This window comes from Nocardia ignorata NBRC 108230, assembly GCF_001612905.1.
Taxonomy (GTDB): Bacteria; Actinomycetota; Actinomycetes; order Mycobacteriales; family Mycobacteriaceae; genus Nocardia; species Nocardia ignorata.
On the sequence record NZ_BDBI01000016.1, the window covers coordinates 241,763 to 264,573 of the forward strand.

Here is a 22,811-nt window from a genome sequence, read left to right on the forward strand (position 1 = left end):
TCGGCCCCTAGCCCTGGTTGGTGTTCTGTGCCATCAGCTGCACGACGTCGTCGAGCGACGCGCCGCCGAGAATCGCCGCGATCGGCAGATCCCGGTTTAGCTCCGCCTTCACGCGCTTGCGGAAGTCCAAGGCCTGCAACGAGTCCAGGCCGAGGGCGACCAAGGGCATGGTCGCGTCGATGGATTCGGCGCTGTCGCCTCCGATCACCTTCAGCAGTTCGGTACGCATGCGCAACTCGAGCGAGGAGTTGTCGGGCCGCGCCGCCGATTCGGCGGATACGGCCGCGGACGACTGCGCGGACGTGAGCGGAATCCCTTGGGTGACAATTGAAACCGGCGCGGGCTTCGGCGCGACAGCGGAAACCGGTACAGTCGCGCACTCGAGTCCGGTGAGCACGCTGTCCTGGCCGAACGCGCCGAGTACCTCGCGCAGGAAGTCCCAGTCGGCGGCGATGATCATGCCGTCGCGCACCGGCGCGGTGAAACCCGCCCCGATGGCGTCGGCAGGGACCATGGGGAGCACACCGGCCTCTTCCACGCGGGCGAACCCGGCGTCGTCGAGCGGGCCCGCCACGCTCCACAGCCCCCACTGCAGGCTGGCCGCGGCGATGCCACGGGCGCGCAGCCTGCGGGCGGCGACATCGAGCATGCGGTTGGTGACCGCGTACAGGATCTGGCCGCGCCCGCCGATGGTCGCGGCCATCGAGGAGCACAGCAGCACACGGCAGTCGGTGGTCAGCGGCACGATGTCGATCAGGGTGTCGAGGCCGTGCAGCTTGGCGCGGGCGGCGGTGTGGACGGCCTCGGCGGTGACCTGGTCGAGTTCGGCGTCGACGTAGTTCACGGCAGCGTGGATCACCAGGTCGGCCGGGCGATCGGCGATCTCGGCAGCGAAGGCCTTCGCCGATTCCGGATCGCTCACATCACAGGACCGCACGACGATCTCAGTGGCACCGAGGCCACGCAGACGCGCCAGTTCCGTTGCCAGCGCGAGGGTTTCACCGCTGCGGCTGAGCAGGGTGACACGGCCGGTGCCCGTGCGCGCCAGCTGATCGGCGAAGCGCAGGCCGAGCTGACCGGTACCGCCGACGATCACCACATGATCGAGACCCTCGGCGAGCGAACCGGTTTCGGCGGACTCGTCGACCACCAATCGCTTGACGAAGAGCTTGCCCGCTCGCAGCGCCAGCTCAGCCTCACCGCTGGAATGCACCGCACCGACGATCCTGCCCGCCTGCGCGATCGGATCCTCGTTCGCGGCGAGGTCGAGATGGCGAAACACGGTGCCGGGTTGTTCGATCCCGACGCTGCGGAACCCGGCCGCGACGCCTGCCTGGAACAGACCGGGGATCGGATCGCTCTCGTGCACGGTCTCGCCACCGACGGTCAGCAGCCAGCATTCGCCGCCCGGACGTAGCACGGAAAGCGCTGGGGCCCAGTGCCTTTCGGCGAAAAACGAGGTCAGTGCATCGACAGCCGTCGCAGTGTCGTCGGCCGCCGACGGTGGCAGCAGGACAACGACGGAATCGAACGGCTGCGTACGCACCGAGTCGGGCAGGCCACGCGCGGCATGCTCTTCACCGGGTTCGGCGGAGCTCATCGCACCGGCGGCGGGTCCTCGATCGTCCGCCTCAGCGCCCGCGCCGACAGCCGGGTTCAGTTCTGACGGACCGAGCACACGAGCCTCGGCACCGTGACGGTCCGCGGCCTTCACCAGGGCGGCGGCCAGAGCGGCACACTCACCTGTGTGGTCCACGACGAGCAGGCTGCGCGGGGCGGTCAGGGTGCGGCGCTGGAGTGGGGTCCATTGTTCGACCAGCCGTTGGGGTTTCGGCGTGGTGACCAGAAGTTCGGGCGGGGTCGCCGACTCGTCGGGGGCGGCCCAGAGGCGCTTCGGGGCGGTGACGGTATGCGGGAAGTCGCGCAGCGGCAGCGTGACGGTGTCGTCCACGCGCAGCGCGTCCCAGCGGTAGCCGGCGTCGAGCACCGCGACCTGGGCGAGATTGCGGGTGAACTCCGAGAGGCCCTCGGCGGTGCGCAGCGACGTTCCGAGGACACGGAAGTCGCGCTGCGGCAGGCCGGGACGCGACGGCACGAGGCCGAGGTTCTCCTGTAGCGCCAGCTGCAGCACGGGGTGTTCGGCGACCTCGATCAGCAGGTCCACGCCATCGCTACCCGCCGCGATCACGGCCTTGTCGAAACGCACCCGGTTGCGCAGGTTCCAGTACCAGTAGTCCTGGTGATTCAGGTCGGAGCCGATCTTCGCGCCGAGCGTCGCTCCGTAGCAATCGATCTCGGATTCGGTGAAGTGCGTGCCGCTCATCTCGTCGCCGAGCATGTCCACGAAATCGGCGCGCAGCTCGGCCACGATGGAGGTGTGTGCGGGGTAGGCCACGCGGATCTCGCGAGCGAACTGGCCGCGTTCGGTCGCGGTGGCGACCAGATCGACAATCGTCTCGCGGTCACCGGAGATGGCAAGGATGTGCGGCGAGTTCACCACCGACAGCTCGGCCCAGCCCGAATGCCTGGCCAGCAACGCCTCGCAGGACTCGCGGTCCATACCGAGCACGGCCATCGAGTAGCCGCGCGGGGAGATGCGCTCGACCAGGCGGGCGCGGTGGGTTACGGCGAGGACCGCGTCGCGCAGGGTCATCACACCCGACACCGCACCGGCGGCGAGCTCGCCCTGGCTGTGCCCGATCGTCGCCTGCGGCGCCACGCCTGCGGCCCGCCACAGTGCGGCGAGGCCGGTCATGTGGAACATCAGGGCGGGCTGTACTTCCCACACCGTGTCCTCGTACTGCCCCTCGTCGCCGAGCAGGTAGTGCATCGGCTGGGAGTGGCCGAACCGTTCGTGGTGGATGGCGGCGCACTCGTCGACGACGGTGCGGTAGGCCTGCGATTGCGCGTAGAACAGCGCACCCATGCCGGGTCGCTGGCTGCCCTGACCGGGAAAGACGAAACCGATGCGGCGAGAGCTCGCGGGGACGTCACCGAGAACGACAGTGTCGTGCTCGGCGCCGGTCGCGATCGCATTCAGCGCGGCGCGCAGCTCACTCGACGACTCGGCACCGTTCCCGCGCACAATGGGCCGGGCCACGATCAGCGCCCGCCGACGGCGCGGCATCCGGGTGCGAAACAGCATGTCGGCCAGCCGTTCCGGTGTCACCGCCGGGTGCGCGTCGACGTAGTCGCGCAGGGCAGCCGCCTCCGCACGCAGTCCGTCGGCACTGTCGGAGGACAGCAGAACAGGAACGCTGCCGTCGGGCAGACGGTACTCAGCCATGATTGGTTTCCTCCAGCACCGGAAGGCCGACAATGGCGTGCGCGTTGGTTCCCGCGACACCGAACGACGACACCGCGGCGTAGCGCAGCCCGTCGGGGCGCGGCTTCCACTCGGTCGCTTCGGCCGCCAGACGCAAAGTGGTTGCGCCCCAGTCGATATCGGTGGTCGGCCGATCCGCCCACAGGCTCGGCGCGATGGTGCCGTGCTCGCCGCACAGCAGCACCTTGATCAGTCCGAGCATGCCCGAGGCCGCCTGCGCGTGACCGGCATTGGACTTCACCGAACCGAGCAGCGGGGCATCGGAGCGATCGGGGGTGCCGTAAGTCGCGGCGAGCGCGGTCAATTCGAGCGGATCGCCGACGGCGGTTCCGGTGCCGTGGCCCTCGATCAGGCCGATATCGTCGACGCTCACCCCCGCGGCGGCCACGGTCGCCTCGATCAGTCGCCGCTGTGCGTCCGCGCTCGGCACGGCGATCGGCGCACCGGCGCCGTTGTGGTTCACCCGGGAACCGAGTAGCTGCCCGTAGATCCGATGGCCCAGCGCCTTCGCGCGCGATTCTCGTTCCAGCACGATCACGCCCGCGCCCTCACCCCACAGGGTGCCGGTCGGGTCGGCGGCATAGGAACGGCAGTGGCCGTCGGTGGCCAGGGCGTTGTTCCTGGAGAACTCGTAGAACGCGCCGGGCGTGCCCATCACGCACACGCCGCCTGCCAGCGCCCAGTCGCACTCCCCCGCCCGGATCGCCGACCCGGCCTGATGCACGGCGGTGAGCGACGACGCGCACGCGGTATCCACGCTGATCGACGGGCCGACCAGCCCGAGCCCGTGCGAGATCCGCCCGGCCACCGCACCGAGCGCGGTGCCGGTGCCCCGGTATCCGCTGTACTCGTTGACACCCGCCGCGCGCGGACCGTATTCGGTGATCGACACGCCCATGAAGACACCGGCCGGATCACCGTCGAGCGCACCGGGGTTGATGCCCGCGTGCTCGAGCGCGCGCCACGCCACCCGCATGGCCACCCGCTGCTGCGGGTCCATCGCGACCGCCTCACGCGGGGTGATGCCGAAGAACTGGGCGTCGAATTCCGTCGCGCCGTCCAGGAATCCACCGGCGTCGCGGACGGGCGCCCAGCCGTCGAGCCTGCCGAGGGCGAACAGTTCGGCCAGCGGCCAGTCACGGTCGCGCGGGAACGGGCCGATCAGCTCCCGGCCGCCGGCGAGCGCGGACCAGAAGTCCGGCAGGGTTTCGATGCCGCCGGGGGCCTCGACGCCCATCCCGACGATGACGATGGGATCCACGTTCATCGGGTCAGCGCCTGCCCGGCCAGCACCTCGGCGATGCCGTCGATGTTCTCGTCGACGTAGAAGTGCCCACCCGCGAAGAGGTTCACCTCCACTTCTCCCGTGGTGGCCTGGTCCCAGCCGTAGAGGTCGCGCGGGCCGACGAACGGGTCGTCGTCACCGCCGAGTACGAGCACGGGTGCGGCGACGCGCACATCGGCACCGCAGGAGTAGGCGTCGAAGGCGCGGTAGTCGGCCTTGAGCACGGGCAGCGCCATGCGCATCACCTCGCGGCTGGCCATCACGTCGGCGCCGGTTCCATTGAGGGCCGCCATGTGGTCGAGCAATTCCTCGTCCTCGGTCGGATGACCAGGTAGCTCGGCGATCCGCTGTGGCGCGGCGGCCGCGGAAACCACCAGCAAACGCACGGACAACCCGGCGGCCTCGGCGAGCCGGGCGAATTCGAAGGCCACGATGGAACCCATGCTGTGGCCGAACACGGTGATCGGGGCGCCGGTGTCGCGCGCGGAGCCACGGAAGGCCTCGAAGGCGCCGCGGGCGAGTTCGGGCAGTGTCTCGGCGGCCGGTTCGCGCAGACGGTCCTGACGGCCGGGGTATTGCACGATCACGGTGTCGAAGTCCTGCGCCATACGCTTGGCGAACACCCGGTAGGCCGATGCGCCCGCGCCCGCGTGCGGGAAGACGATCAGTGGCGGTAGGGAGTCGGTCCGGGGGGCCTGGAATTGCCTGATCCAGCCGAGTTCTCTTGCCATGTCGCTCTCCCTCACCGACCGCGTCCAGCTGCGGCCGTTTCGCACTATCTCTCGCCGGGCCCGGACACGGGCCTACCCGGCGCAGTCGTCCGGGACCTGGGCGAATGTTGTTGCCGCCGAGCCCGAACCAGCTCCGGGCGCGCTCCGGCAACCACCGGGCGATCGGTCGGGCAACAGTAGCATCAACCCATTAGTATAGGCTAGCCTTACCAATTGAGGTGACCAAGGTAACGATGGAATGGAGCACCCAGCAGATGAACCCCGCCGGGACCCCCGCCGCGCTCCCCCGCGAGCAGACAGACCTGCCCGCCGACGTAGCCGCCGCCCCCGCGCCGAACCTGCCGGTGTTCGAGGCGCCCTTCGCTCTGCGGATGGCCGATCCCGACGGTACCGACCCCGACATGCTCGAAGAGTGGATGGCCCGCCCGCATCTGCTCGAGTCCTGGGAACAGGATTGGGACGCGCAGCGCCGTCGCGAGAATTTCCGCACCCAGCTGGCCGGAACCTATTCACGCCCCTGCATTCTCAGCCTCGACCTGGCCGTGATCGGTCAGCCGGAACGCGGCCTTGTCGATGTCGCCTACATCGAGTTGTATCGCGCTGCCAAGGACGAGATCGGCAAGCTCTACCACGCCGATCCCGGCGACATCGGCGTCCACATCGCCACCGCCGAGACTGCGGTGATGGGCAAAGGCATCATGACGGCTTGGCTCTCACTCCTACCTGCCGCCGTGTTCGCTGCCAATCCCGACTGCAAGCGCATGATGGGCGACCCCGATCTTCGCAACGAAGCGATCCGGCGGACCCTCGACAAGACGATCTGGCAACGTATCGGCGCGTTCGAAGTTCGCCCGGACCGCCGCATCGGGCTGTACACGGTTCCGCGCACCCCGGCGGATCTACCCGTCGCACGCTGAGCCGAACAGCAGCACGCCCTCTCCGAAAACCCTCCGGGAAGGGCGTTTTCGTGTGTCAGCGCGCGGTCGCGTGGGCCACGGCGACCCGGCCGCGTGCGGGCTCGGTGCGCAGCACGCGGTCCGACAGCTCACCGAGGCAGCTGAGGTTCGGGAAGCCGGGGCCCTGCGCCATGGCGGCCATGTTCGGCAGGTAAAGCTTGCTCGCCAGACCGTTGACGGCCAAGTCGTAGCCGATCGACGATTCGATGCGGTTCTGCGTGAGCGGGCCGCCCACCGCGAGTTCCAGCTGATCGGCGGTCTGCTGATCGAACATCTCCAAGAACCACAGCGGCTGGCCGCCGGTCGCGTCGACGACGAGGTCGAAGTTGTGCACCTGATCGGCGCGCAGCTCGTTGGTCAGCGTGAGCGCGAGCGACTCACCGGCAGGCACCACCTTGGTGACCCGGCCCTGCAGGTGATGAACCCGGCTGTCGCCGAGCAGGCTCTCCTGCACGCGCACCGAGAACACACCGCGATCGGTACGCCGGATCACGTCGCGACGCTCCTGGATGCTCAGCGCGTTCCACTTCACCGGATCGCTGAACAGCGCGTTCTCGAAATAGCTTTCGCCACGGGTGTAGATGGTCGCCATGGGCGAGATCACCGAGATGGTGAGCATTTCGTGGCGCACGAGTTCGTCGAGCGCCGAGCCGGCGGTCTCGCCGCCGCCGATCACAGCGGCCCGCGAGGCGGCGGGCAGACTGCGTTTGCCCGCCAGATCCCAGAACTTCGCGATGCTCAGCACGCGCGGATGCGCGGCCAGCGCGCGGCTGCTGCGGCCGGGGCCGGTGATCATCAGGCCGTCGGCGCTCAACTCGGTGGCCGCGCCGTCGGCGTCGACGACGCGCACCTGCCAGCGGTCGTCGTGGCGGATCTGCTCGACGCGGCCGATCACCAGCTCGAGATCGATCGACTTGGCCACCCACTGCAGGTATTTCGCCCACACGTGGTGCTGCGGGCTGGGCCTGCCACGGTCGATCCACTCGGCGTAGGTGCCGTGCTCGATGAGGAACGAGGTCCAACTGTAGGCCGACATGGCCCGATCGATCTCGCGATTGCGGCCGCGGGCCCAGGTGGAGTGGTACGGGAACCCGATGTCCTTCTCGGGGCTGGTGCCGAGCCGGTGCCGCCCGTCGGTCCAGCCACCGGTGGGCAACCAGTTGCCACCCACCGCGTGCGCCTCGACGACGACCACGCGTGGCGCGGGCAGGCCGAGTGAGCGCAGGACATGCGATTTGGCCGCTACCGCAAGGGCTTTCGGCCCCGCGCCGACCACGAGCAGGGTTTGCACCGGTTCGTTCTCCACTCTCTCAAGCACGGCCCATGGTTGCATAGGCTTACCTTATTTATCCACCGGGGGCAGACAAGTAAGTGTCGTTAGGCTAACCTAACGTTCATGGGTAAGGGATTCAACGGCCTGATGGTCAAGGCTTGGGGTGGCTCGGACTACCGCCTCACGGTGACTGCCAACGAGCAGATCACGGACAAATTCGTGCGGATCAGTTTCACCGCGGGCGGGCTGCTGGCCGACAACCCGGTGCACCCCACGCAGTGGATCCGCCTGTGGATTCCCGACGAGCACAGTGACAAACTGCACCACCGCGGCTACACCCTGGTGAACCAGAACCCGGCCGAGGACACCGTCTGCATCGACTTCGCGCTGCACGACGGACCCGCCGCCAACTGGGCCCGCCGCGCCAAGCCCGGCGACCCGCTCGACGCCAGCGTCCTCGGCTCCGACTTCCAACTGCCCGAGCAGACCCCGAGCGAGTACGTCGTCTTCGGCGACACCGCCTCGCTCCCCGCTATCAACTCGCTACTGGACGCCATCGGCGACACCCCCACGCGAGTGTGGCTGGAATGGCAGTACGAATCCGACACGACGATCCCCGTGCACAACAAGCCGCACCACACGGTCACCTGGGTGCAGCGCATCGACGACGGCCGTCTGCTGCGCGAAGCGGCGAGCGCAATGACTTGCCCCGCAGACGCTTTCGCCTGGGTCGCCTGCGACGGCCACACCACCCGCTCGATCGTGAAAACCCTCAAGACCCATCACGCCCTGCCCAAGAGCGCCATCAAGTACCAGGCCTACTGGAAGTAGGAAATCATCCTGCGGGATGAGGAGCGAGCGCCCGTCGGCTGATGCGGACGCACGCTCTCGTGCGGCACGCTGGTCCGATCACGCCGGGGATTCCGCCCCGGCCCGATCGAAACGAGCGCGCCGTGTCCGTGATCGATGCCGTGATGCTCGCCGCACCCGTGGCGGCGGCGATCCTGCTGGTCGTCTCGCCGCGACTCGGCAGGCGGGTGGGCGTTGTCGCCGTGCCGGTGCTGATCGTCGGCCACGCCGGGCTGTGGCTGGTCGAACCCTATCGGCAGTGGTGGCCGCTGTACCTGCTGCTCGTCGCGATGCTCGTGTTCGTCGCGACCACCGGCCGGGAACTGCTGGGACGCATCGGCATCGGAGTGCTAGCCGCGATCTCGGCGGCGGTGTGGCTGGTGCCGCCGGTGCCCGAACTGCCGGAACCGACCGGGCCCCGCGCCGTCGGGTCGGCGATCTTCCGCTGGGTGGACCAGGCGCGGCCCGAGGCGCGCACCGAGGCCGACGACCGGCGCAATGTGGTTGTGCAGGCGTGGTATCCGGCCGAGTTCGCCTCCGGGCGGCGCTGGGTCTATCTCGACGGACAAGAGGATCTGCCCTCTCAGGTCGCCATGGTTCCGAGCCTCATCATGGGCGCCTACGACCGCATCGATACCCACGCCTACGCCGATGTTCCGGTATCGCAGGCGCGGCAGCGCTGGCCGGTCGTGCTGTTCTCCCCCGGTTACGGCGCACCTCGGGCTTTCTATTCCGGGCTGGTCGCCGACCTCGCCGCCCGAGGTTTCGTCGTCCTCGCCGTCGACCATCCCTACGAGGCGGCCGTCACCGAGCTCGCCGACGGCACCATCGCCCACACCGTGGAGACCATGCCCGTCGACGACCCGCGCTTCATGGTGGAACGTCAGGCGATCCGCACGGCCGACCTGCGATTCGTCCTCGACCAGATCAGCGGGGGCACCGACCTCGGCCCGCTCGCCGACCGGCTCGACCTGACCCATATCTCCGCCATCGGCCATTCCTTCGGCGGCGCAGCGGCATTGTCCGCTCTCTCCGCGGACCGAAGGCTCGTCGCCGCCGCCAATCTCGACGGCACCCTCTACGGCGACCTCCCCCAGCGCACGATCGACCGACCGGTGCTGATTCTGGAAAGCGACCGCGAGATCACCGGCCACTCGGACCGCTACCTCGACGGCAATGCCGACCTGCTGCGACGGCTGCGCGCTCCCTCGTTCCGCTACGAGATCGGCGAGGCCGACCACATCAGTTTCACCGACGCACCGCACTTCGTCTCGGCGCCGGTGCGTTTCGTGGCGTCGCTGCTCGTCGGCGGGTCGCGTGGACCCGCCGACACCCAGCGGCTCGGCAACGACATCCTCACGCCGTTCCTGCTCGGCGACCACGCCGAGATCGCGCAGGCGGCCGCGCGTCATCCGGGTGTCACCGCGAGGTAGCCACCCGGCGGCATTCAGGCCGGTACCGGCTCCAGCCGCCAACCGGAAGCCCGCTCGCGTTCGTTCCAGAACGCGGCGTACCGGCCGTCGAGTGCGAGCAGCTCCGCGTGCGTGCCCTGTTCGACGATGCGGCCGCCGTCGAGGAACAGGATCTGGTCGGCGTGGGCGATGGTCGCCAAGCGGTGCGCGACCACGAGAACGGTTTTGTCCCTTGCCAGTTCGTGGATGCCGCGCACCACGACGGCCTCACTGTGCGGGTCGAGCGCGCTGGTCGCCTCGTCGAGCAGCACGATCGGGGCGTCCTTGAGCAAGGCGCGGGCGATCGACACGCGCTGACGCTCACCGCCCGAGAGCGACGCGCCGCCCTCGCCGACCATGGTGTCGAAGCCTTCGGGCAGCCGGTCGACGATCTCGTCGACTCGTGCGGCGCGGGCGGCGCGCAGCACCTCGTCCTCGCTCGCGTCGGGCTTGCCGATGCGGATGTTGTCGGCCACCGAGCGGTTGAACAGGTAGACGTTCTGGAAGACCAGGGCGAGCTGATCGAGCAGTGTGTTCGAAGGTTGTTCGCGCACATCGTGTTCGCCTACCGAGACCGCGCCGGAATCCACGTCGTAGAAGCGGGCGGCCAGGCGCAGCAGGGTGGTCTTGCCCGCGCCGCTCGGCCCGACGATGGCGGTGGTCGTGCCCGCCGGGACGGTGAAGGTCAGGTCGCTGAGCACGGGTTCGCCGGGGCGGTAGCCGAAGCTCACCTTGTCGAAGACGACGGCGGGCGCACCGGGCGTGACCGGCTCGGTCGGCATCGGCAGGGTCGGCTCGGCCAGCAGTTCGGTGATGCGGTCGGCGGCCGAGGCGGCCGACCGCATCGCGGCGCCCAGCTGGGCGGCCTGGTTCACCGGTTCGATGAACCGCGAACTCACCGCGATCAGGGCGATGGCGGCCGCCGCCGAGATGGCCCCGTCGGTCACCTGAACCACCGCGAGGTAGGCGAGCACGAGGAACACCGCCTGCACGAACAGGGCGAACACGATCAGGCCGGGCACCGTGGCCACCATCATTTTCAGCACCGCGCCACGCTGGCGGACCAGCGCCGCCTCGAGCGCCTTGTTGCCAGTTCCGACCGCGCCGAACGCACGCAGCACCGGCTGGGCCTGCGCGAATTCGACCACCCGCGAATCGGCTTCGGCCGCCGCCTCGTGCAGCCGTGCGTCGGCACCGGTGTAGGCGCGGTTGGCGACCGCGTTGACCAGGTACAGCACCGGCGCGGCCAGCAGCATCGCGACACCGATGCGCCAATCGATGAACAGCATGCCGAGCGCGACGACCACCGGAACGATCACACCGGTGAGCACCTTGGTGAGCAGATAGGCGATCAGGCCCTGCATCTCGCGCACCTGCTCGACCATCACCCGCGAGAGCGGGCCTGCCTCACGGCCTTCGAACCAGCCGAGCGGCAGTTCGTTGAGCTTGTCGCCGAGGCGGGTCTGCAGCCCACGCTGCATACCCAAGCCGATGCGCAGACCGATGACGGCCTGCAGGTACCCGAACACCACCACGCCCACCACGGCCACGGTCATGCCGAGTGCCCACTTCCACGCGCCGGTCAGGTCGTCGCCGAACAGGGACTCGAGCAGTGGAACGAGCGACAGGTACGCGATCGCCTGGCACACGGCCTGCAGCACGATGGCGGCCAGCAGACGCGGAACGAGCGGGGCGAGCTCGTCGGGGACGAGGCGGAAAACCTTGCGGATCATCGTGTTTCCTCCACCAGGGCGAGCGTGCCGAGCGCGGCCTCGTTGATGTCCCACAGGCGCTGATACAGACCGCCCGTGGAGCGCAGTTCGTCGTGGGTGCCCTGTTCGACGAGAGTCCCGTTGTCCAGCACCAGAATCCGGTCGACACCGGTGATGGTGTGCAGGCGGTGCGCGATGACGAGCACGGTGCGGCCCGCCACCAGCGCGGCGAGCGCGTCCTGCACGGCGGCCTCCGACTCGGGGTCGGCGAAGGCCGTCGCCTCGTCGAGGACGAGGACCGGAGTGTCGGCCAGGAGCGCCCGGGCGATCGAAAGTCGTTGTGCCTCACCCCCGGAGAAAGTGGCGTCGTCACCGATCTCGGAGTCGTATCCGCGCGGCAATGCGACGATTCGGTCGTGGATCTGGGCGGCGCGGGCGGCCCGTTCGATGGCCGCGTCGTCGGCACCGGGTCGGGCGAGCAGCAGATTCTCGCGGATCGAACCGCGGATCAGGCGGACGTCCTGGAACACGAAACCGACCGTGCGATACAGCGCTTCGCTGCTGAACTCGCGGATATCGCGACCGTCGATGGTGATCCGTCCCGCACCGACGTCGTAGAAACGCGGCAGCAGTTTGGCGAGGGTGGATTTGCCCGAACCACTCGGGCCGACCAGCGCGGTGATGGTGCCCGGCGCCAGTTCCAGATCGATACCACGCAACACGTTGTGCCCTGTGCGGTAACCGAATTCGACACCTTCGAAGCGGATCACGCCGCGCTCGACCGGCACGTCACCGGTCGACTCGGCGATCTCGAGTTCCGGCGTCCGGCGCAGCTCGTGCAACCGCAGCGCCGCCGCGCCACCGGCCCGCAACGCCTGCGACCCGTAACCGAGACCGAGCAGCGAACTGCCGATACCGAGCCCGACCAGGAGGAACGGCAGCAGGTCGAGCGGCTCCACCCAGCCCGCTCCGATGAACGCCAGCCCGGCGAGCACGACGACGAGCATCACGAACACCGGCGTGACGACGATGTCGGAGGCCGACTGCACCCGGATGATCGGCATCTTCAACCGGTGCGCGGCATCCACCTGACCGTCGACGGCGGCCTGGAACTCGCTGTGCGCCTTGCCCGCCTGACCGAACGCACGAACCACCTGGATGCCGTCGACGAACTCGATGGTTGCCTCGGCCGTGCGCCGCTCCCACCGGGTGTAGACGGCGAGCCGGTCGCGACCGTCGCGGTCCATGATCCGGCCGAACAGCACGAAGTAGGCGATCAGCGGAATCAGTAGCACCAGCGTGAGCCGCCAGTCGACGGTGAACAGGTACCCGAGGGTGACCAGCGGAACCACCAGCGCGCCGACGAACTCGAGCCGCGCGTGCGCGACCAGGTAGTGCAGTGCCTCCACATCGTCGCGCAGATAGGTCTTCACCTCGCCGGAACTGCGCTCGCCGAACCAGCCGAGCGGCACCCGGGTGAGTTTGGCCGCGAGCAGACGGCGCAGGGTGAGCTGATAACCGGCGTCGGCCGCGTGCGACCAGGTGAGCGCGACGGCCTGCAGCAGCGCCCGCAGGACGAGGACCGCGACGGCCGCGCCGAACAGCCACCACACCCGGTCGGTGTCGACCGGGCTCGCGAGCAGTTCGCGGCACGACTCGACGATCAGCAGGAACGGGACCACGCTGCACACCGACGCCACCGCGACGATCAGGCTCGCCGCCGTGAGCATGCCCGCCACCGGAGCCAGGATGTCCTTGCGCGCCTGCGCTTCTCGTCGCTTCTGCGCTTTCGCGGCCGCCTTGGACGGCCGGTTGCCCGACTCCACCCCCCGCGGCGGCGCTACCTGCACCGTCATACGTTCTGCCCTCTCGACCGGTCCACAGCAAGCTCTGCCGATGTAGGTTAGCCTAAGTTGAGTGGTTGTGGCCGGGTGGGGAAGGTTGCGTGAACTGCCAGTCAACCCCGGCGATATCGCACCGAATCGGGCGTAATTTGCTCCTACCTTGTTATCCATCGACGCGGTGGGAGTACGAAAATGTTTGTCACGTCAATTATTTCGGCAATTGCGGACTGCCGGACCGACCCCGGGAATATGACACCCGAACAAGCGCATCGGGCCATGCAGATACACCTCGAATGCAGCGTCGACCTGTGCCGGGTGCGGCGGCGTGCGCGCCAGATTCTCGTCGAGGCGAAATTGATGGTTCTGGATCAACGCGCCGGCTGAGGATTGATACCCGAATTTCGGGGCATGCCCCCTTCGTGTTCACTCACCTGCCCCCATCGGCCGCCTGGATACAGCACCAGGCGCGAACCGGTTTCGAAGTGACGTATTTCCGCGACGGTGATCGTGGCGTGCTCGTCGAAGGGTGCGCCACCGGAACCGAGGACGGCGCCGTCTGGGTGATCGACTACCGGCTGCGGCTCGACGGCAGCTGGCACACCCGTTCGGCGCAGATCACCGGCCGCTATCCCGACGGCAGGCGCACGCTCACCGTGCAATCCGACGGGCTCGGACGCTGGCAGGTCGACGGCGCAACCGCACCCGAACTGGACGGGTGCCTCGACGTCGACCTCGAGGCATCGGTATTCACCAACTCGCTCCCGGTGCGCAGGCTGGCACTCGACATCGGCGACTCCGCCGACGCGCCCGCGGTCTACATCCGCGCCGCCGACCTGAAGACGGTGCGACTGCCGCAGCACTACCGCCGGGCCACCGACGGCGACGACGGGCCACGCTACGACTACACCTCGTCGGATTTCGACTACCGTGCCACCCTGTCCTACGACGATGCGGGGTTGATCGTCGACTACCCGGGTCTGGCCCGGCGCACGGTCTGAACCGGGGGGCTGTGACGGGGCCGGGTCGTCCGGCGGCGAGACTGTCGGTATGCGACGCAGGCAGCAGCCGCCGCTGCCCAAGCGGCACGGCCTCGACCCAGCCCGGCTCCGGCTCCCGGAGGACGGGCACTGGGCGACCGTGCGCGACCACCTCGTCGAGCGGTTGCCGCGCGTGGATCCGGCGCGCATCGACGAGATGTTGCGGGCGGGCGAGATCGTCGACCTGGACGGGCCGCTCGCGCCCGACGCGCCGTACGTCGCGGGCGGTGCGGTCTGGTTCCATCGCGACCTGCCCGTGGAACAGGAGGTGCCGTTCGAGATCGGCATCGTGCACCGTGACGACGACATCCTCGTCGTCGACAAACCGCATTTCCTCGCGACCATTCCGCGCGGTCAGCACATCGTGCAGACCGCGCTGGTCCGGTTGCGGCGCGAACTCGACCTGCCCGACCTGATCCCGGCGCACCGCCTCGACCGGGTGACCGCCGGGCTGATCCTGTTCGTGGTGAACCCGGCCGTGCGCGGGGCGTATCAGACGATGTTCGGGCACCGGACCGTGCGCAAGGAATACGAGGCGATCGCGCCCTACGACCCCGCGTTGGAACTGCCGAGGGTCGTGCGCAGCCGGATCATCAAGGAAAAGCATGTGCTCGCCGCGCAGGAAGTGCCCGGAGTGCCCAATGCCGAGACCCACGTGGAGCTCGTCGAGCATCGCGACGGGCTCGGCCGGTACCGATTGCGGCCGCACACCGGGCGCACCCATCAACTCCGGCTGCATATGAACAGCCTCGGCGTGCCGATCCTCGGTGACGATTTCTATCCGGCCGTCACCGACAAATCCGTCGACGACTACACGCGGCCACTGCAATTACTGGCGGCCACCCTCGAATTCACCGACCCGATCAGTCGCGTGCCACGGCGATTCGAATCGCGGCGAACTCTGCAGGCGTGGCACGATTTGCCCGGTTGGTCCGGATCAGCTGTCGAGTAGCTCACGGACCGTTTCCCTTCTGTAATAAATCCGTACACTCGACCGGGTGCCCGTCTCCGCCGATCCCCGACCCGGACTGCACGCCTATATCGATATCGCCGTCGTGGTGGTTGTGCTCGCCGGAACCAATCTGATCGCACACTTCACCACCGCCTGGGCCAATATCGTCACAGTGCCGGTCGCGGCCTTTCTGCTGCTCGCCCTGATGCGCAAACGCGGGCTCGGCTGGGCCGAACTCGGGCTGTCGCCTCGGCACTGGCGACGCGGAACGGTCTACGCGCTCGGCGCGGTGGGGATCGTGCTCACGGCTGTCGCGATCGGGGCATTACTGCCGATCACCAGGCCCTTCTTCCTCGCCGACCGGTACGCGACGATCTCCGGCGCCCTGATCGCGTCGATGATCGTCATCCCGTTGCAGACCGTGATCCCCGAGGAACTCGCCTTCCGCGGCGTCCTGCACGGCACCCTCGACCGGGTGCTCGGCGTGCGCGGCCTGTTCGCGGCGGGCTCGCTGCTCTTCGGCCTCTGGCACATCGCCTCCTCCCTCGGCCTCACCGCGAGCAACACCGGCCTGTCCGGCATCGTCGGCGGCGGCCTAGCGGGTCAGGTCATCGGCATCACCCTCGCGGTCGCCGCCACCGCCGCCGCGGGCGTCGTCTTCACCTGGCTGCGCCGCCGCAGCGGCAGCCTCCTCGCCCCCATCGCCCTGCACTGGTCCCTCAACGGAGCAGGCGCCCTCGCCGCGGCCCTCGTCTGGCACACCGCACTGGCCTAGCATCGGTCCGGTGAAACGTGTGCTTGTCGGATTGGTAGTCGCGGTGACCGGCGGGGCGGCCGGGATCGGGCGGGAGATCGCCCGGGAACTCGGGGCCGCGGGGGCCTTGGTGTGCATCGGGGACCTGTCCGGTGACGCGGCTCGGGCGGCGGCGGCCGAGTTGCCGGGGACGGTGCACGGGTGCGAGCTCGATGTGACCTCGGAGCGGTCGTTCCACGACTTCCTCGCCGTCACCGAGGCGCTACTCGGGCCGGTCGACGTGCTGGTCAACAATGCCGGGGTGATGTGGGTCGGGGCGTTCGACGACGAACCCGACAGTGCTACCGCGCGGATGCTCGCGGTGAATCTGCACGGGGTGATCCGGGGTGTGCGGCTGGCGGCGCCCGCCATGCGCGCACGGGGGCGGGGACATATCGTCACCATCGCCTCGGTGGCATCGAAGGTGTCACCCGCCGGGGAGGCGACCTACGCGGCGACCAAACACGGCGTGCTCGGGTACCTGACGGGGGTGCGTGAGGAGTTGCGCGGTAGCGGTGTGCGGTTGAGCGCGATCATGCCGGGGGTCGTCGACACCGAACTCGCGAAGGGCACGTCCACCGGTGCGGCGCCGCTGTTGCAGCCCGTCGACGTGGCGCGGGCGGTTGTCGAGGTGATCCAGCGGCCACGGTTCGAGATGACGGTGCCGGGATCGCTCGGGCCGATGCTGCGATGGGCCGGAGTGCTTCCCCAGTGGGCCCGAGATCTGATACTGCGGCGGACCGTTCCGAATCAGCTTGCGGCCGTTAGCGGTTCGTCCGCACGAGCCACTTACGAAAAGCGTTTACTCGACGGCGATTCCGGGGACTGAAGGCTTTCTCCGCTCCGATTTCACACCATGATCGTTGACCCGGGAACGGTCGGCGTTTACGCTCTCTGCAATCACACATATGTTCGATAGTCCATATGTTCGAGTGACGCGGAAGGCGCGAGATGTCCGACGATCGGTCGATCGACCCTGCCGATACCGAGATCACGGCCCTCGCCAAGCAGGTCGCCACCGCCAGGGGCAAGCTGCCGCTACAGCACGACACGGCGCTCTACGACGCCCTCTCGGAAGCGGAGATCCGCGCCGAACGCGAACTCGCCGAATGGATTCGGGCCCAGCGCCGTAAACAGCGGCGTCGCGCTGTCGCCGACGAACTCGCCGCCGACAAACGTGACCGTCGCACCGGCGCTCTGATCCGGCGCACCGACGAAGCCGACGCCCGCTGGCACCGCAGAGCACTGGCCGCGCGCCGCCGCGTGTCGAGTGCCGACGCGCGGCTCGCGCAGCTCTACCGGCGCGCCGAATGGTCCTCGCGCGCACTGATCGGTGTGGTGCTGCTCGGCATGGTGTGGGCCGGGGTGAACGTGCAGCACAACCTCGTGCCGAGCGGGGACATGAGCGACCCGCTGTACTGGCTCAGTTTCGGCATCGAGGCGATGATCTCCATCCCGATCATCGTCATCATGATCGCCGCGACCACCGCCGCCCGCTGGGGGCGTGAACTCGAACGCGGCAAGGTCATCGTGTTCGAACTCGCCCTCCTCGGCACCACCGTCGCCCTCAACGCCGGGCCCCACCTGGCCTCCGGTGCATGGGGGCGGGCGGCCGAGTTCTCCATCGCGCCGGTGATGGTCGGTGTCGTGATCTGGTTGCATGCCTGGGTTTCGGCGCGGTACGCGATGTTGATCGAGGGAGCCTCGGTCGAGGTGCCGGGAAGCTACTCGCCTGCCGAACGGATGGATACTGCTGTCGCCCAGCCGAACTCGCTGTCGACGATCGGCAACGACCCGCGCCTGTCCACGGTCGATACCGCGACACTCCCCACAGCACAGACGGCTGCTGCCGGTGCGGCAAGGCCCGTGGATTCCGACCGGGCCGAGCCCGCGGTGGTCGTCGGCGAGGATGCCGTCTTCGACAACCGCACGGAACACGGTGAGAGCACACTCCCAGGCGATCGAGATGGCGACAGCGCACGGCTCGGCGGCGATGAATCGCTTCGCGACGGCGCTTCTCTCAGCCACGAAGCCCGGCTCGACAACAACACCCCGCTCGACAGCGAGGCCCGGCTCCGCAAGGGCACCCAGCTCGGCAGCGAGCCCACGCTCTATGCCGACGTCCCGCTCGACGCCGACGCCACGCACGACAGCGAGGCCCAGCGCGGCGAATCCCCACAGGCCGACGACGACGCCACGTCCAGTGATGAAGTCCAGCACGATGGCACCGCCCCGCACAGCGACCCGACCGATACCCGCACCGGCTCGGCAGTCGGCGCGGGCAACAAGATTCCGGTGACCGCCCACCGCCCTGGCGGCCGTCGCGCGAGCGTCGAAAAACACACTGCTCCCGGCACTCTCGAACTCATCCACCGGGCCGCCGCCGACCACCGCCGCAACGGCCACGCCGACACCAATGGCGCCACCCCCTCGTTGCGGCGAATACCTGTCACCGCCGCCGCCCAGCCCACTCCCGGCGAAGCGACCGGCACCGACCCCGTTCCCGAGGCGACGGCGCACGCCGGCACCGTCGCCCGTGACCACAACGGCGACACGTCTGCCCCCACTCCGGTGGTAGCGCAACACAATTCACCGGCCCCCGCCGACGAGCCCGAACAACTCACCCTCGCCACGGAACCCGCCGAGCAACTGGTGCTGGAGCCCGAACCCGCCCGGGTCACCAAGCCCGTCGCATCGCCCACCGCGGTCACCGAGCCCGTCGCACCGGTCACTGAGGTCACCGAGCCGATCGCGTCGGCCACCGCAGTCGCCAAGCCCACGGCACCGGCCACCCCGGTCACCGAGACCGTCGCGCCGGCCACCCCGTCTACCCGCAAATCCGAGTCGATCGCACGGGTCGAACCGTCGGCCCGAACATCTGAGCCGGTCGCACCGACCGAGACGTCCGCCGAAGACCCCGAGCCCACTGCGCCGGTCGCACTGCCAACTGACACCTCAGATGCCGACGAACCGCTCACCGCGCAGGAAGCCGCCCCAGAGGACGACCTCCTCGAAGACCACCCTGTCGACGACTTCGACTACGACGACACCGAAGTCCGCGCCTTGGCCCGCCGCATAGCCACCCACAGCCCCCTGCGCCTGACCCTCGAACAAATCGAGGAAATCCTCGAACTCACCGACCAGTCCTGGTCAGCCCGCAGCATCGGCGCCGAAGTGGGCGTCCCCGGCAAAACCGTCACCAACGTCGTCGAATTCGCCCGAAAAATTCGCCACCCCTACGCCTTCACCGGCTGAGACCCCGCTGAAGCGCTGAAATCCGGCAGCGACAATGCGCCGAGCCCCTTCTTCTACCACGCGGCGCTCGTTCACATCCGGGAAGAACTCCGCAAGAAAGCGGTCTCGGCTGTACGAATGAGTGCTGCTCATAAGCCCTTCTTCGAATGGCCGATTGTTCAGTCGGCGTCGTCCGGAAGCACACGAAATGCCGGGTACCCGTTGAGCGGTCGGAGTGCGCGGAAATCGCGGCGATCCAGTGTGAGGACCGCGTCGGTATCGAACTCGGCCGCCAGGACCACACACACGGCGTCGACGAGATCGAGATCGAGGCCGCCATAGTTCGCACGAACCTTGATCGACGTTGCGAGCTGGATCGCATCCACCTCCGCGAGGACGATACGCGACGAAGCGACCCGCTCGGCGAGCAACTCGATGATGCGATCGGCAACCTTTCGACCCGCGCGAACGCTCGCGACGTGATGTACCTCGGTCAACGCCATCGGACTCACCACGAGCGCACTCGCTGAATCCGCCGCGCGGCGCACAGCGAAATGCTCGGGGTCACTGCGGTTGAACATGGCGAGCAGGCCGGAAGTATCGGCGACGACGATCATGCGGATCGGTTCATCGCATCGTGAATATCGTCCTTACCGATGGGCCCGCCGAGGTCGAAGGTCTCCTCATCCGTCAACAGTGGTGTGTCCCATACGCGATTCCGCAGCAGATAAGCCCGCAGCGCATCGCGCATGATCTCGTTCTTGGAGCGGCCTTCACCGTCGGCCTGTGCCGCCAACGCCGCTTCTTCCTCATCGGTCAGCCGCATCGTCCATGCCATGAGCACATGGTATCAACCATGACACCACATGGACCAGACCAACGACGAAGGCCCGTTTCCCAGAGGGAAACGGGCCTTCGTGGCAACGATCTCGATGGATCGAGGAGGGACCTTACTTGGCCTTCTCCAGGACCTCGACCAGACGCCAGCGCTTGGTGGCCGACAGCGGACGGGTCTCCATCAGCTGAACGCGGTCGCCGACGCCGGCGATCTCGTTCTCGTCATGCGCCTTCACCTTGGAGGTGGTGCGAATGATCTTGCCGTAGAGCGGGTGCCGGTGACGGTCTTCCAGCTCGACGACGATCGTCTTGTTCATCTTGTCCGAGACGACGTAGCCGCTACGAACCTTGCGGCTGCCGCGCTCTTCCTTCTTCTCGCTCATGCCGCATCTCCCTTGCCCGCGGGCGCCGTGGCCAGGCCGAGCTCGCGCTCACGCATGACCGTGTAAATGCGCGCGATCTCGTGGCGGACGACGCGCAGACGACGGTTGTTGTCGAGCTGACCCGTCGCCATCTGGAAGCGCAGGTTGAACAGCTCTTCCTTCGACTCGCGCAGTTTGGCCACGAGCTCTTCTTCGTTGAGCTCGCGGAGCTCTGCGGCCGGTGTTCCGGTAGCCATCAGAACTGCTCCTCCCTGGTCACGATCCTGCACTTCATGGGGAGCTTGTGCATCGCGCGGCGCAGGGCCTCGCGAGCGGTCTCCTCGTTGGGGTAAGACATCTCGAACATGACCCGACCGGGCTTCACGTTCGCGACCCACCACTCCGGCGAACCCTTACCGGAACCCATGCGGGTCTCGGCAGGCTTCTTGGTGAGCGGGCGGTCGGGGTAGATGTTGATCCAGATCTTGCCGCCACGCTTGATGTGGCGGGTCATCGCGATACGCGCCGACTCGATCTGACGGTTGGTGACGTAGGCAGGCTCGAGAGCCTGGATGCCGTAGTCACCGAACGCCACCGCGGTGCCGCCCTTGGACATGCCGGAGCGGCTGGGGTGGTGCTGCTTGCGGTGCTTGACCCTACGGGGCATCAGCATGCGTCAGCCCTCCTTGTTCTCTGCCGGAGCCTCCGCCACTGCGGTGGCGGCGCGACCGACCTCGGTGCTGGTCGCGGTGGTGCCAGTGGCACCGGACCGACGGGGGCGGCTCGGACGCTCGCGACGCTGGCGATCCGGAGCAGCGGCAGCGGCAGCGGTCACCTCACGACGACCACCGACGATGTCACCCTTGTAGATCCAGACCTTCACGCCGATGCGACCGAAGGTGGTCTTGGCCTCGTAGAGGCCGTAGTCGATGTCCGCGCGCAGCGTGTGCAGCGGGACGCGACCTTCACGGTAGAACTCCGAGCGCGACATTTCGGCGCCACCGAGGCGGCCCGAGCACTGCACACGGATGCCCTTGACGTTCGGCGAACGCATGGCCGACTGGATGGCCTTACGCATCGCGCGACGGAACGCCACACGGTTGGACAGCTGCTCGGCGACACCCTGAGCAACCAGCTGCGCATCCGACTCGGGGTTCTTGACCTCGAGGATGTTCAGCTGAACCTGCTTCTTGGTGAGCTTCTCCAGCTCGGCGCGGATGCGGTCGGCCTCCGCGCCACGGCGACCGATCACGATGCCGGGACGCGCGGTGTGGATATCCACACGGACGCGATCACGGGTGCGCTCGATCTCGACCTTCGAGATGCCGGCCCGCTCCATGCCAGTGGCGAGGAGCTTGCGGATCTGAACGTCTTCCTTCACGTATTCCGCGTACTGCTTGTCCGCGTACCAACGCGACTTCCAGTCGGTGGTGATACCGAGGCGGAAGCCATGGGGGTTGATTTTCTGTCCCATTTACTTTGCCCCTCCCTTCCGGCGGCTACGAGTGGCAGCGCCGGCAGTGGGCACGCTCTCGACCTCGATGGTGATGTGGCTGGTGCGCTTGCGAATCCGGAACGCGCGGCCCTGGGCCCGCGGCTGGAAACGCTTCATGGTGGCACCCTCGTCGACGAACGCAGTCGAGATGACCAGGGTGGCCGGGTTGAGGCCGAGGTTGTTCTCGGCGTTCGCCGCGGCCGAAGCCACGACCTTGGCCACCGGCTCGCTGGCGGCCTGCGGGGCGAACCGCAGGATGGCCAGCGCGTCCTCGACACGCTTGCCGCGGACCATGTCCACGACGCGACGCGCCTTCATCGGGGTGACCCGCACATGCTTAGCGGTAGCGCGGGCAGTCGGGTTCTGAACCGTTTCGGTGTTGGTTTCAGTCATCGCCGCTTGCTCTTCCGGTCGTCCTTGACGTGGCTCTTGAACGTCCTGGTCGGCGCGAACTCACCGAGCTTGTGGCCGACCATGTTGTCCGAGACGAACACCGGGACGTGCTTGCGACCGTCGTGGACGGCGAAAGTGTGACCGATGAAATCGGGGATGATGGTCGAGCGACGCGACCAGGTCTTGATGACCTGCTTGGTGCCTTTTTCGTTCTGGACGTCCACCTTCTTCAGGAGGTGGTCGTCGACGAACGGGCCCTTCTTGAGGCTGCGTGGCATTTCT

General features: G+C 68.1%; 23 protein-coding genes. 9 read left to right on the forward strand and 14 right to left on the reverse strand.

The window, feature by feature from the left end; translation table 11 throughout:
• Positions 1–7: 7 nt before the first annotated feature.
• The 3 genes from nbtC to NI2_RS14845 are packed head-to-tail and all read right to left on the reverse strand — an operon-like array spanning position 8 to position 5,341.
• On the reverse strand, positions 8–3,286 hold the full coding sequence (gene nbtC, locus NI2_RS14835; RefSeq protein WP_067491121.1) for a nocobactin polyketide synthase NbtC: 3,279 nt from the start codon (positions 3,284–3,286) through the stop codon (positions 8–10).
• Positions 3,279–4,592, reverse strand: a complete 1,314-nt coding sequence (locus tag NI2_RS14840; RefSeq protein WP_067491123.1) for a beta-ketoacyl [acyl carrier protein] synthase domain-containing protein — start codon at positions 4,590–4,592, stop codon at positions 3,279–3,281. The genes nbtC and NI2_RS14840 overlap by 8 nt, the downstream gene beginning before the upstream one ends.
• Positions 4,589–5,341 carry a thioesterase II family protein gene (locus NI2_RS14845; RefSeq protein ID WP_067491125.1) on the reverse strand — a complete coding sequence of 251 codons (753 nt, stop codon included), beginning with the start codon at positions 5,339–5,341 and terminating at the stop codon, positions 4,589–4,591. Before NI2_RS14845 ends, NI2_RS14840 begins: the two co-directional genes overlap by 4 nt.
• Before the next feature lie 254 nt (positions 5,342–5,595).
• On the opposite strand from NI2_RS14845, the gene NI2_RS14850 reads away from it, so the two are divergent.
• Positions 5,596–6,258 (forward strand): GNAT family N-acetyltransferase, encoded by a 663-nt coding sequence (locus tag NI2_RS14850; RefSeq protein ID WP_067491127.1) that lies wholly within the window; start codon positions 5,596–5,598, stop codon positions 6,256–6,258.
• A 55-nt stretch (positions 6,259–6,313) separates the two neighbouring features.
• Here the strand turns inward: NI2_RS14850 and NI2_RS14855 are convergent, their stop codons facing one another.
• Entirely contained in the window at positions 6,314–7,615 is a 1,302-nt protein-coding gene (locus tag NI2_RS14855; RefSeq protein WP_243749846.1) for a SidA/IucD/PvdA family monooxygenase, read from the reverse strand.
• Positions 7,616–7,693: 78 nt separating this feature from the next.
• On the opposite strand from NI2_RS14855, the gene NI2_RS14860 reads away from it, so the two are divergent.
• Both NI2_RS14860 and NI2_RS14865 read left to right on the forward strand, forming a co-directional pair.
• Complete coding sequence (locus NI2_RS14860) at positions 7,694–8,401, forward strand: siderophore-interacting protein (protein WP_067491129.1); 708 nt, start codon at positions 7,694–7,696, stop codon at positions 8,399–8,401.
• 122 nt (positions 8,402–8,523) lie between these two features.
• Positions 8,524–9,852, forward strand: a complete 1,329-nt coding sequence (locus NI2_RS14865; RefSeq protein WP_067491131.1) for an alpha/beta hydrolase family protein — start codon at positions 8,524–8,526, stop codon at positions 9,850–9,852.
• A 14-nt stretch (positions 9,853–9,866) separates the two neighbouring features.
• Here NI2_RS14865 and NI2_RS14870 read toward each other — a convergent pair whose 3' ends face one another.
• Both NI2_RS14870 and NI2_RS14875 read right to left on the reverse strand, forming a co-directional pair.
• On the reverse strand, positions 9,867–11,603 hold the full coding sequence (locus NI2_RS14870; protein ID WP_067491133.1) for an ABC transporter ATP-binding protein: 1,737 nt from the start codon (positions 11,601–11,603) through the stop codon (positions 9,867–9,869).
• Positions 11,600–13,438: an ABC transporter ATP-binding protein gene (locus tag NI2_RS14875; RefSeq protein ID WP_067491135.1), complete on the reverse strand. Its 1,839-nt coding sequence runs from the start codon at positions 13,436–13,438 to the stop codon at positions 11,600–11,602. Before NI2_RS14875 ends, NI2_RS14870 begins: the two co-directional genes overlap by 4 nt.
• Positions 13,439–13,618: 180 nt before the next feature.
• Between NI2_RS14875 and NI2_RS33800 the strand changes: the two genes are divergently transcribed.
• From NI2_RS33800 to NI2_RS34645, 6 genes are all read left to right on the forward strand, one after another.
• Entirely contained in the window at positions 13,619–13,810 is a 192-nt protein-coding gene (locus NI2_RS33800; RefSeq protein WP_067491136.1) for a hypothetical protein, read from the forward strand.
• A gap of 35 nt (positions 13,811–13,845) precedes the next feature.
• Entirely contained in the window at positions 13,846–14,424 is a 579-nt protein-coding gene (locus NI2_RS14885) for a putative glycolipid-binding domain-containing protein (protein ID WP_255284020.1), read from the forward strand.
• 49 nt (positions 14,425–14,473) lie between these two features.
• The gene (locus tag NI2_RS14890) at positions 14,474–15,415 is read left to right on the forward strand and encodes an RluA family pseudouridine synthase (protein WP_067491137.1); all 942 of its coding nucleotides are present in this window, start codon (positions 14,474–14,476) and stop codon (positions 15,413–15,415) included.
• Between the two features lie 46 nt (positions 15,416–15,461).
• Positions 15,462–16,190: a CPBP family intramembrane glutamic endopeptidase gene (locus tag NI2_RS14895; RefSeq protein ID WP_133733959.1), complete on the forward strand. Its 729-nt coding sequence runs from the start codon at positions 15,462–15,464 to the stop codon at positions 16,188–16,190.
• A gap of 10 nt (positions 16,191–16,200) precedes the next feature.
• The gene (locus NI2_RS14900) at positions 16,201–17,037 is read left to right on the forward strand and encodes an SDR family oxidoreductase (RefSeq protein WP_067491140.1); all 837 of its coding nucleotides are present in this window, start codon (positions 16,201–16,203) and stop codon (positions 17,035–17,037) included.
• A 122-nt stretch (positions 17,038–17,159) separates the two neighbouring features.
• On the forward strand, positions 17,160–19,463 hold the full coding sequence (locus NI2_RS34645; RefSeq protein ID WP_174552210.1) for a hypothetical protein: 2,304 nt from the start codon (positions 17,160–17,162) through the stop codon (positions 19,461–19,463).
• 158 nt (positions 19,464–19,621) lie between these two features.
• Here NI2_RS34645 and NI2_RS14910 read toward each other — a convergent pair whose 3' ends face one another.
• The 8 genes from NI2_RS14910 to rpsS form a co-directional block, all read right to left on the reverse strand.
• On the reverse strand, positions 19,622–20,059 hold the full coding sequence (locus tag NI2_RS14910; RefSeq protein ID WP_067491141.1) for a type II toxin-antitoxin system VapC family toxin: 438 nt from the start codon (positions 20,057–20,059) through the stop codon (positions 19,622–19,624).
• Complete coding sequence (locus tag NI2_RS14915) at positions 20,056–20,280, reverse strand: ribbon-helix-helix protein, CopG family (protein WP_133733958.1); 225 nt, start codon at positions 20,278–20,280, stop codon at positions 20,056–20,058. Before NI2_RS14915 ends, NI2_RS14910 begins: the two co-directional genes overlap by 4 nt.
• Before the next feature lie 112 nt (positions 20,281–20,392).
• Entirely contained in the window at positions 20,393–20,662 is a 270-nt protein-coding gene (rpsQ, locus tag NI2_RS14920) for a 30S ribosomal protein S17 (RefSeq protein ID WP_067491145.1), read from the reverse strand.
• Complete coding sequence (gene rpmC / locus NI2_RS14925) at positions 20,659–20,898, reverse strand: 50S ribosomal protein L29 (RefSeq protein WP_019045024.1); 240 nt, start codon at positions 20,896–20,898, stop codon at positions 20,659–20,661. The genes rpsQ and rpmC overlap by 4 nt, the downstream gene beginning before the upstream one ends.
• Positions 20,898–21,314, reverse strand: a complete 417-nt coding sequence (gene rplP / locus NI2_RS14930; RefSeq protein WP_067491147.1) for a 50S ribosomal protein L16 — start codon at positions 21,312–21,314, stop codon at positions 20,898–20,900. Before rplP ends, rpmC begins: the two co-directional genes overlap by 1 nt.
• 3 nt (positions 21,315–21,317) lie before the next feature.
• Positions 21,318–22,115, reverse strand: coding sequence for a 30S ribosomal protein S3 (rpsC, locus tag NI2_RS14935; RefSeq protein ID WP_067491148.1), 798 nt, complete (start codon positions 22,113–22,115; stop codon positions 21,318–21,320).
• Complete coding sequence (rplV, locus tag NI2_RS14940) at positions 22,116–22,529, reverse strand: 50S ribosomal protein L22 (RefSeq protein WP_067491149.1); 414 nt, start codon at positions 22,527–22,529, stop codon at positions 22,116–22,118.
• Entirely contained in the window at positions 22,526–22,807 is a 282-nt protein-coding gene (rpsS, locus tag NI2_RS14945; protein ID WP_067491151.1) for a 30S ribosomal protein S19, read from the reverse strand. The genes rplV and rpsS overlap by 4 nt, the downstream gene beginning before the upstream one ends.
• Positions 22,808–22,811: the final 4 nt, after the last annotated feature.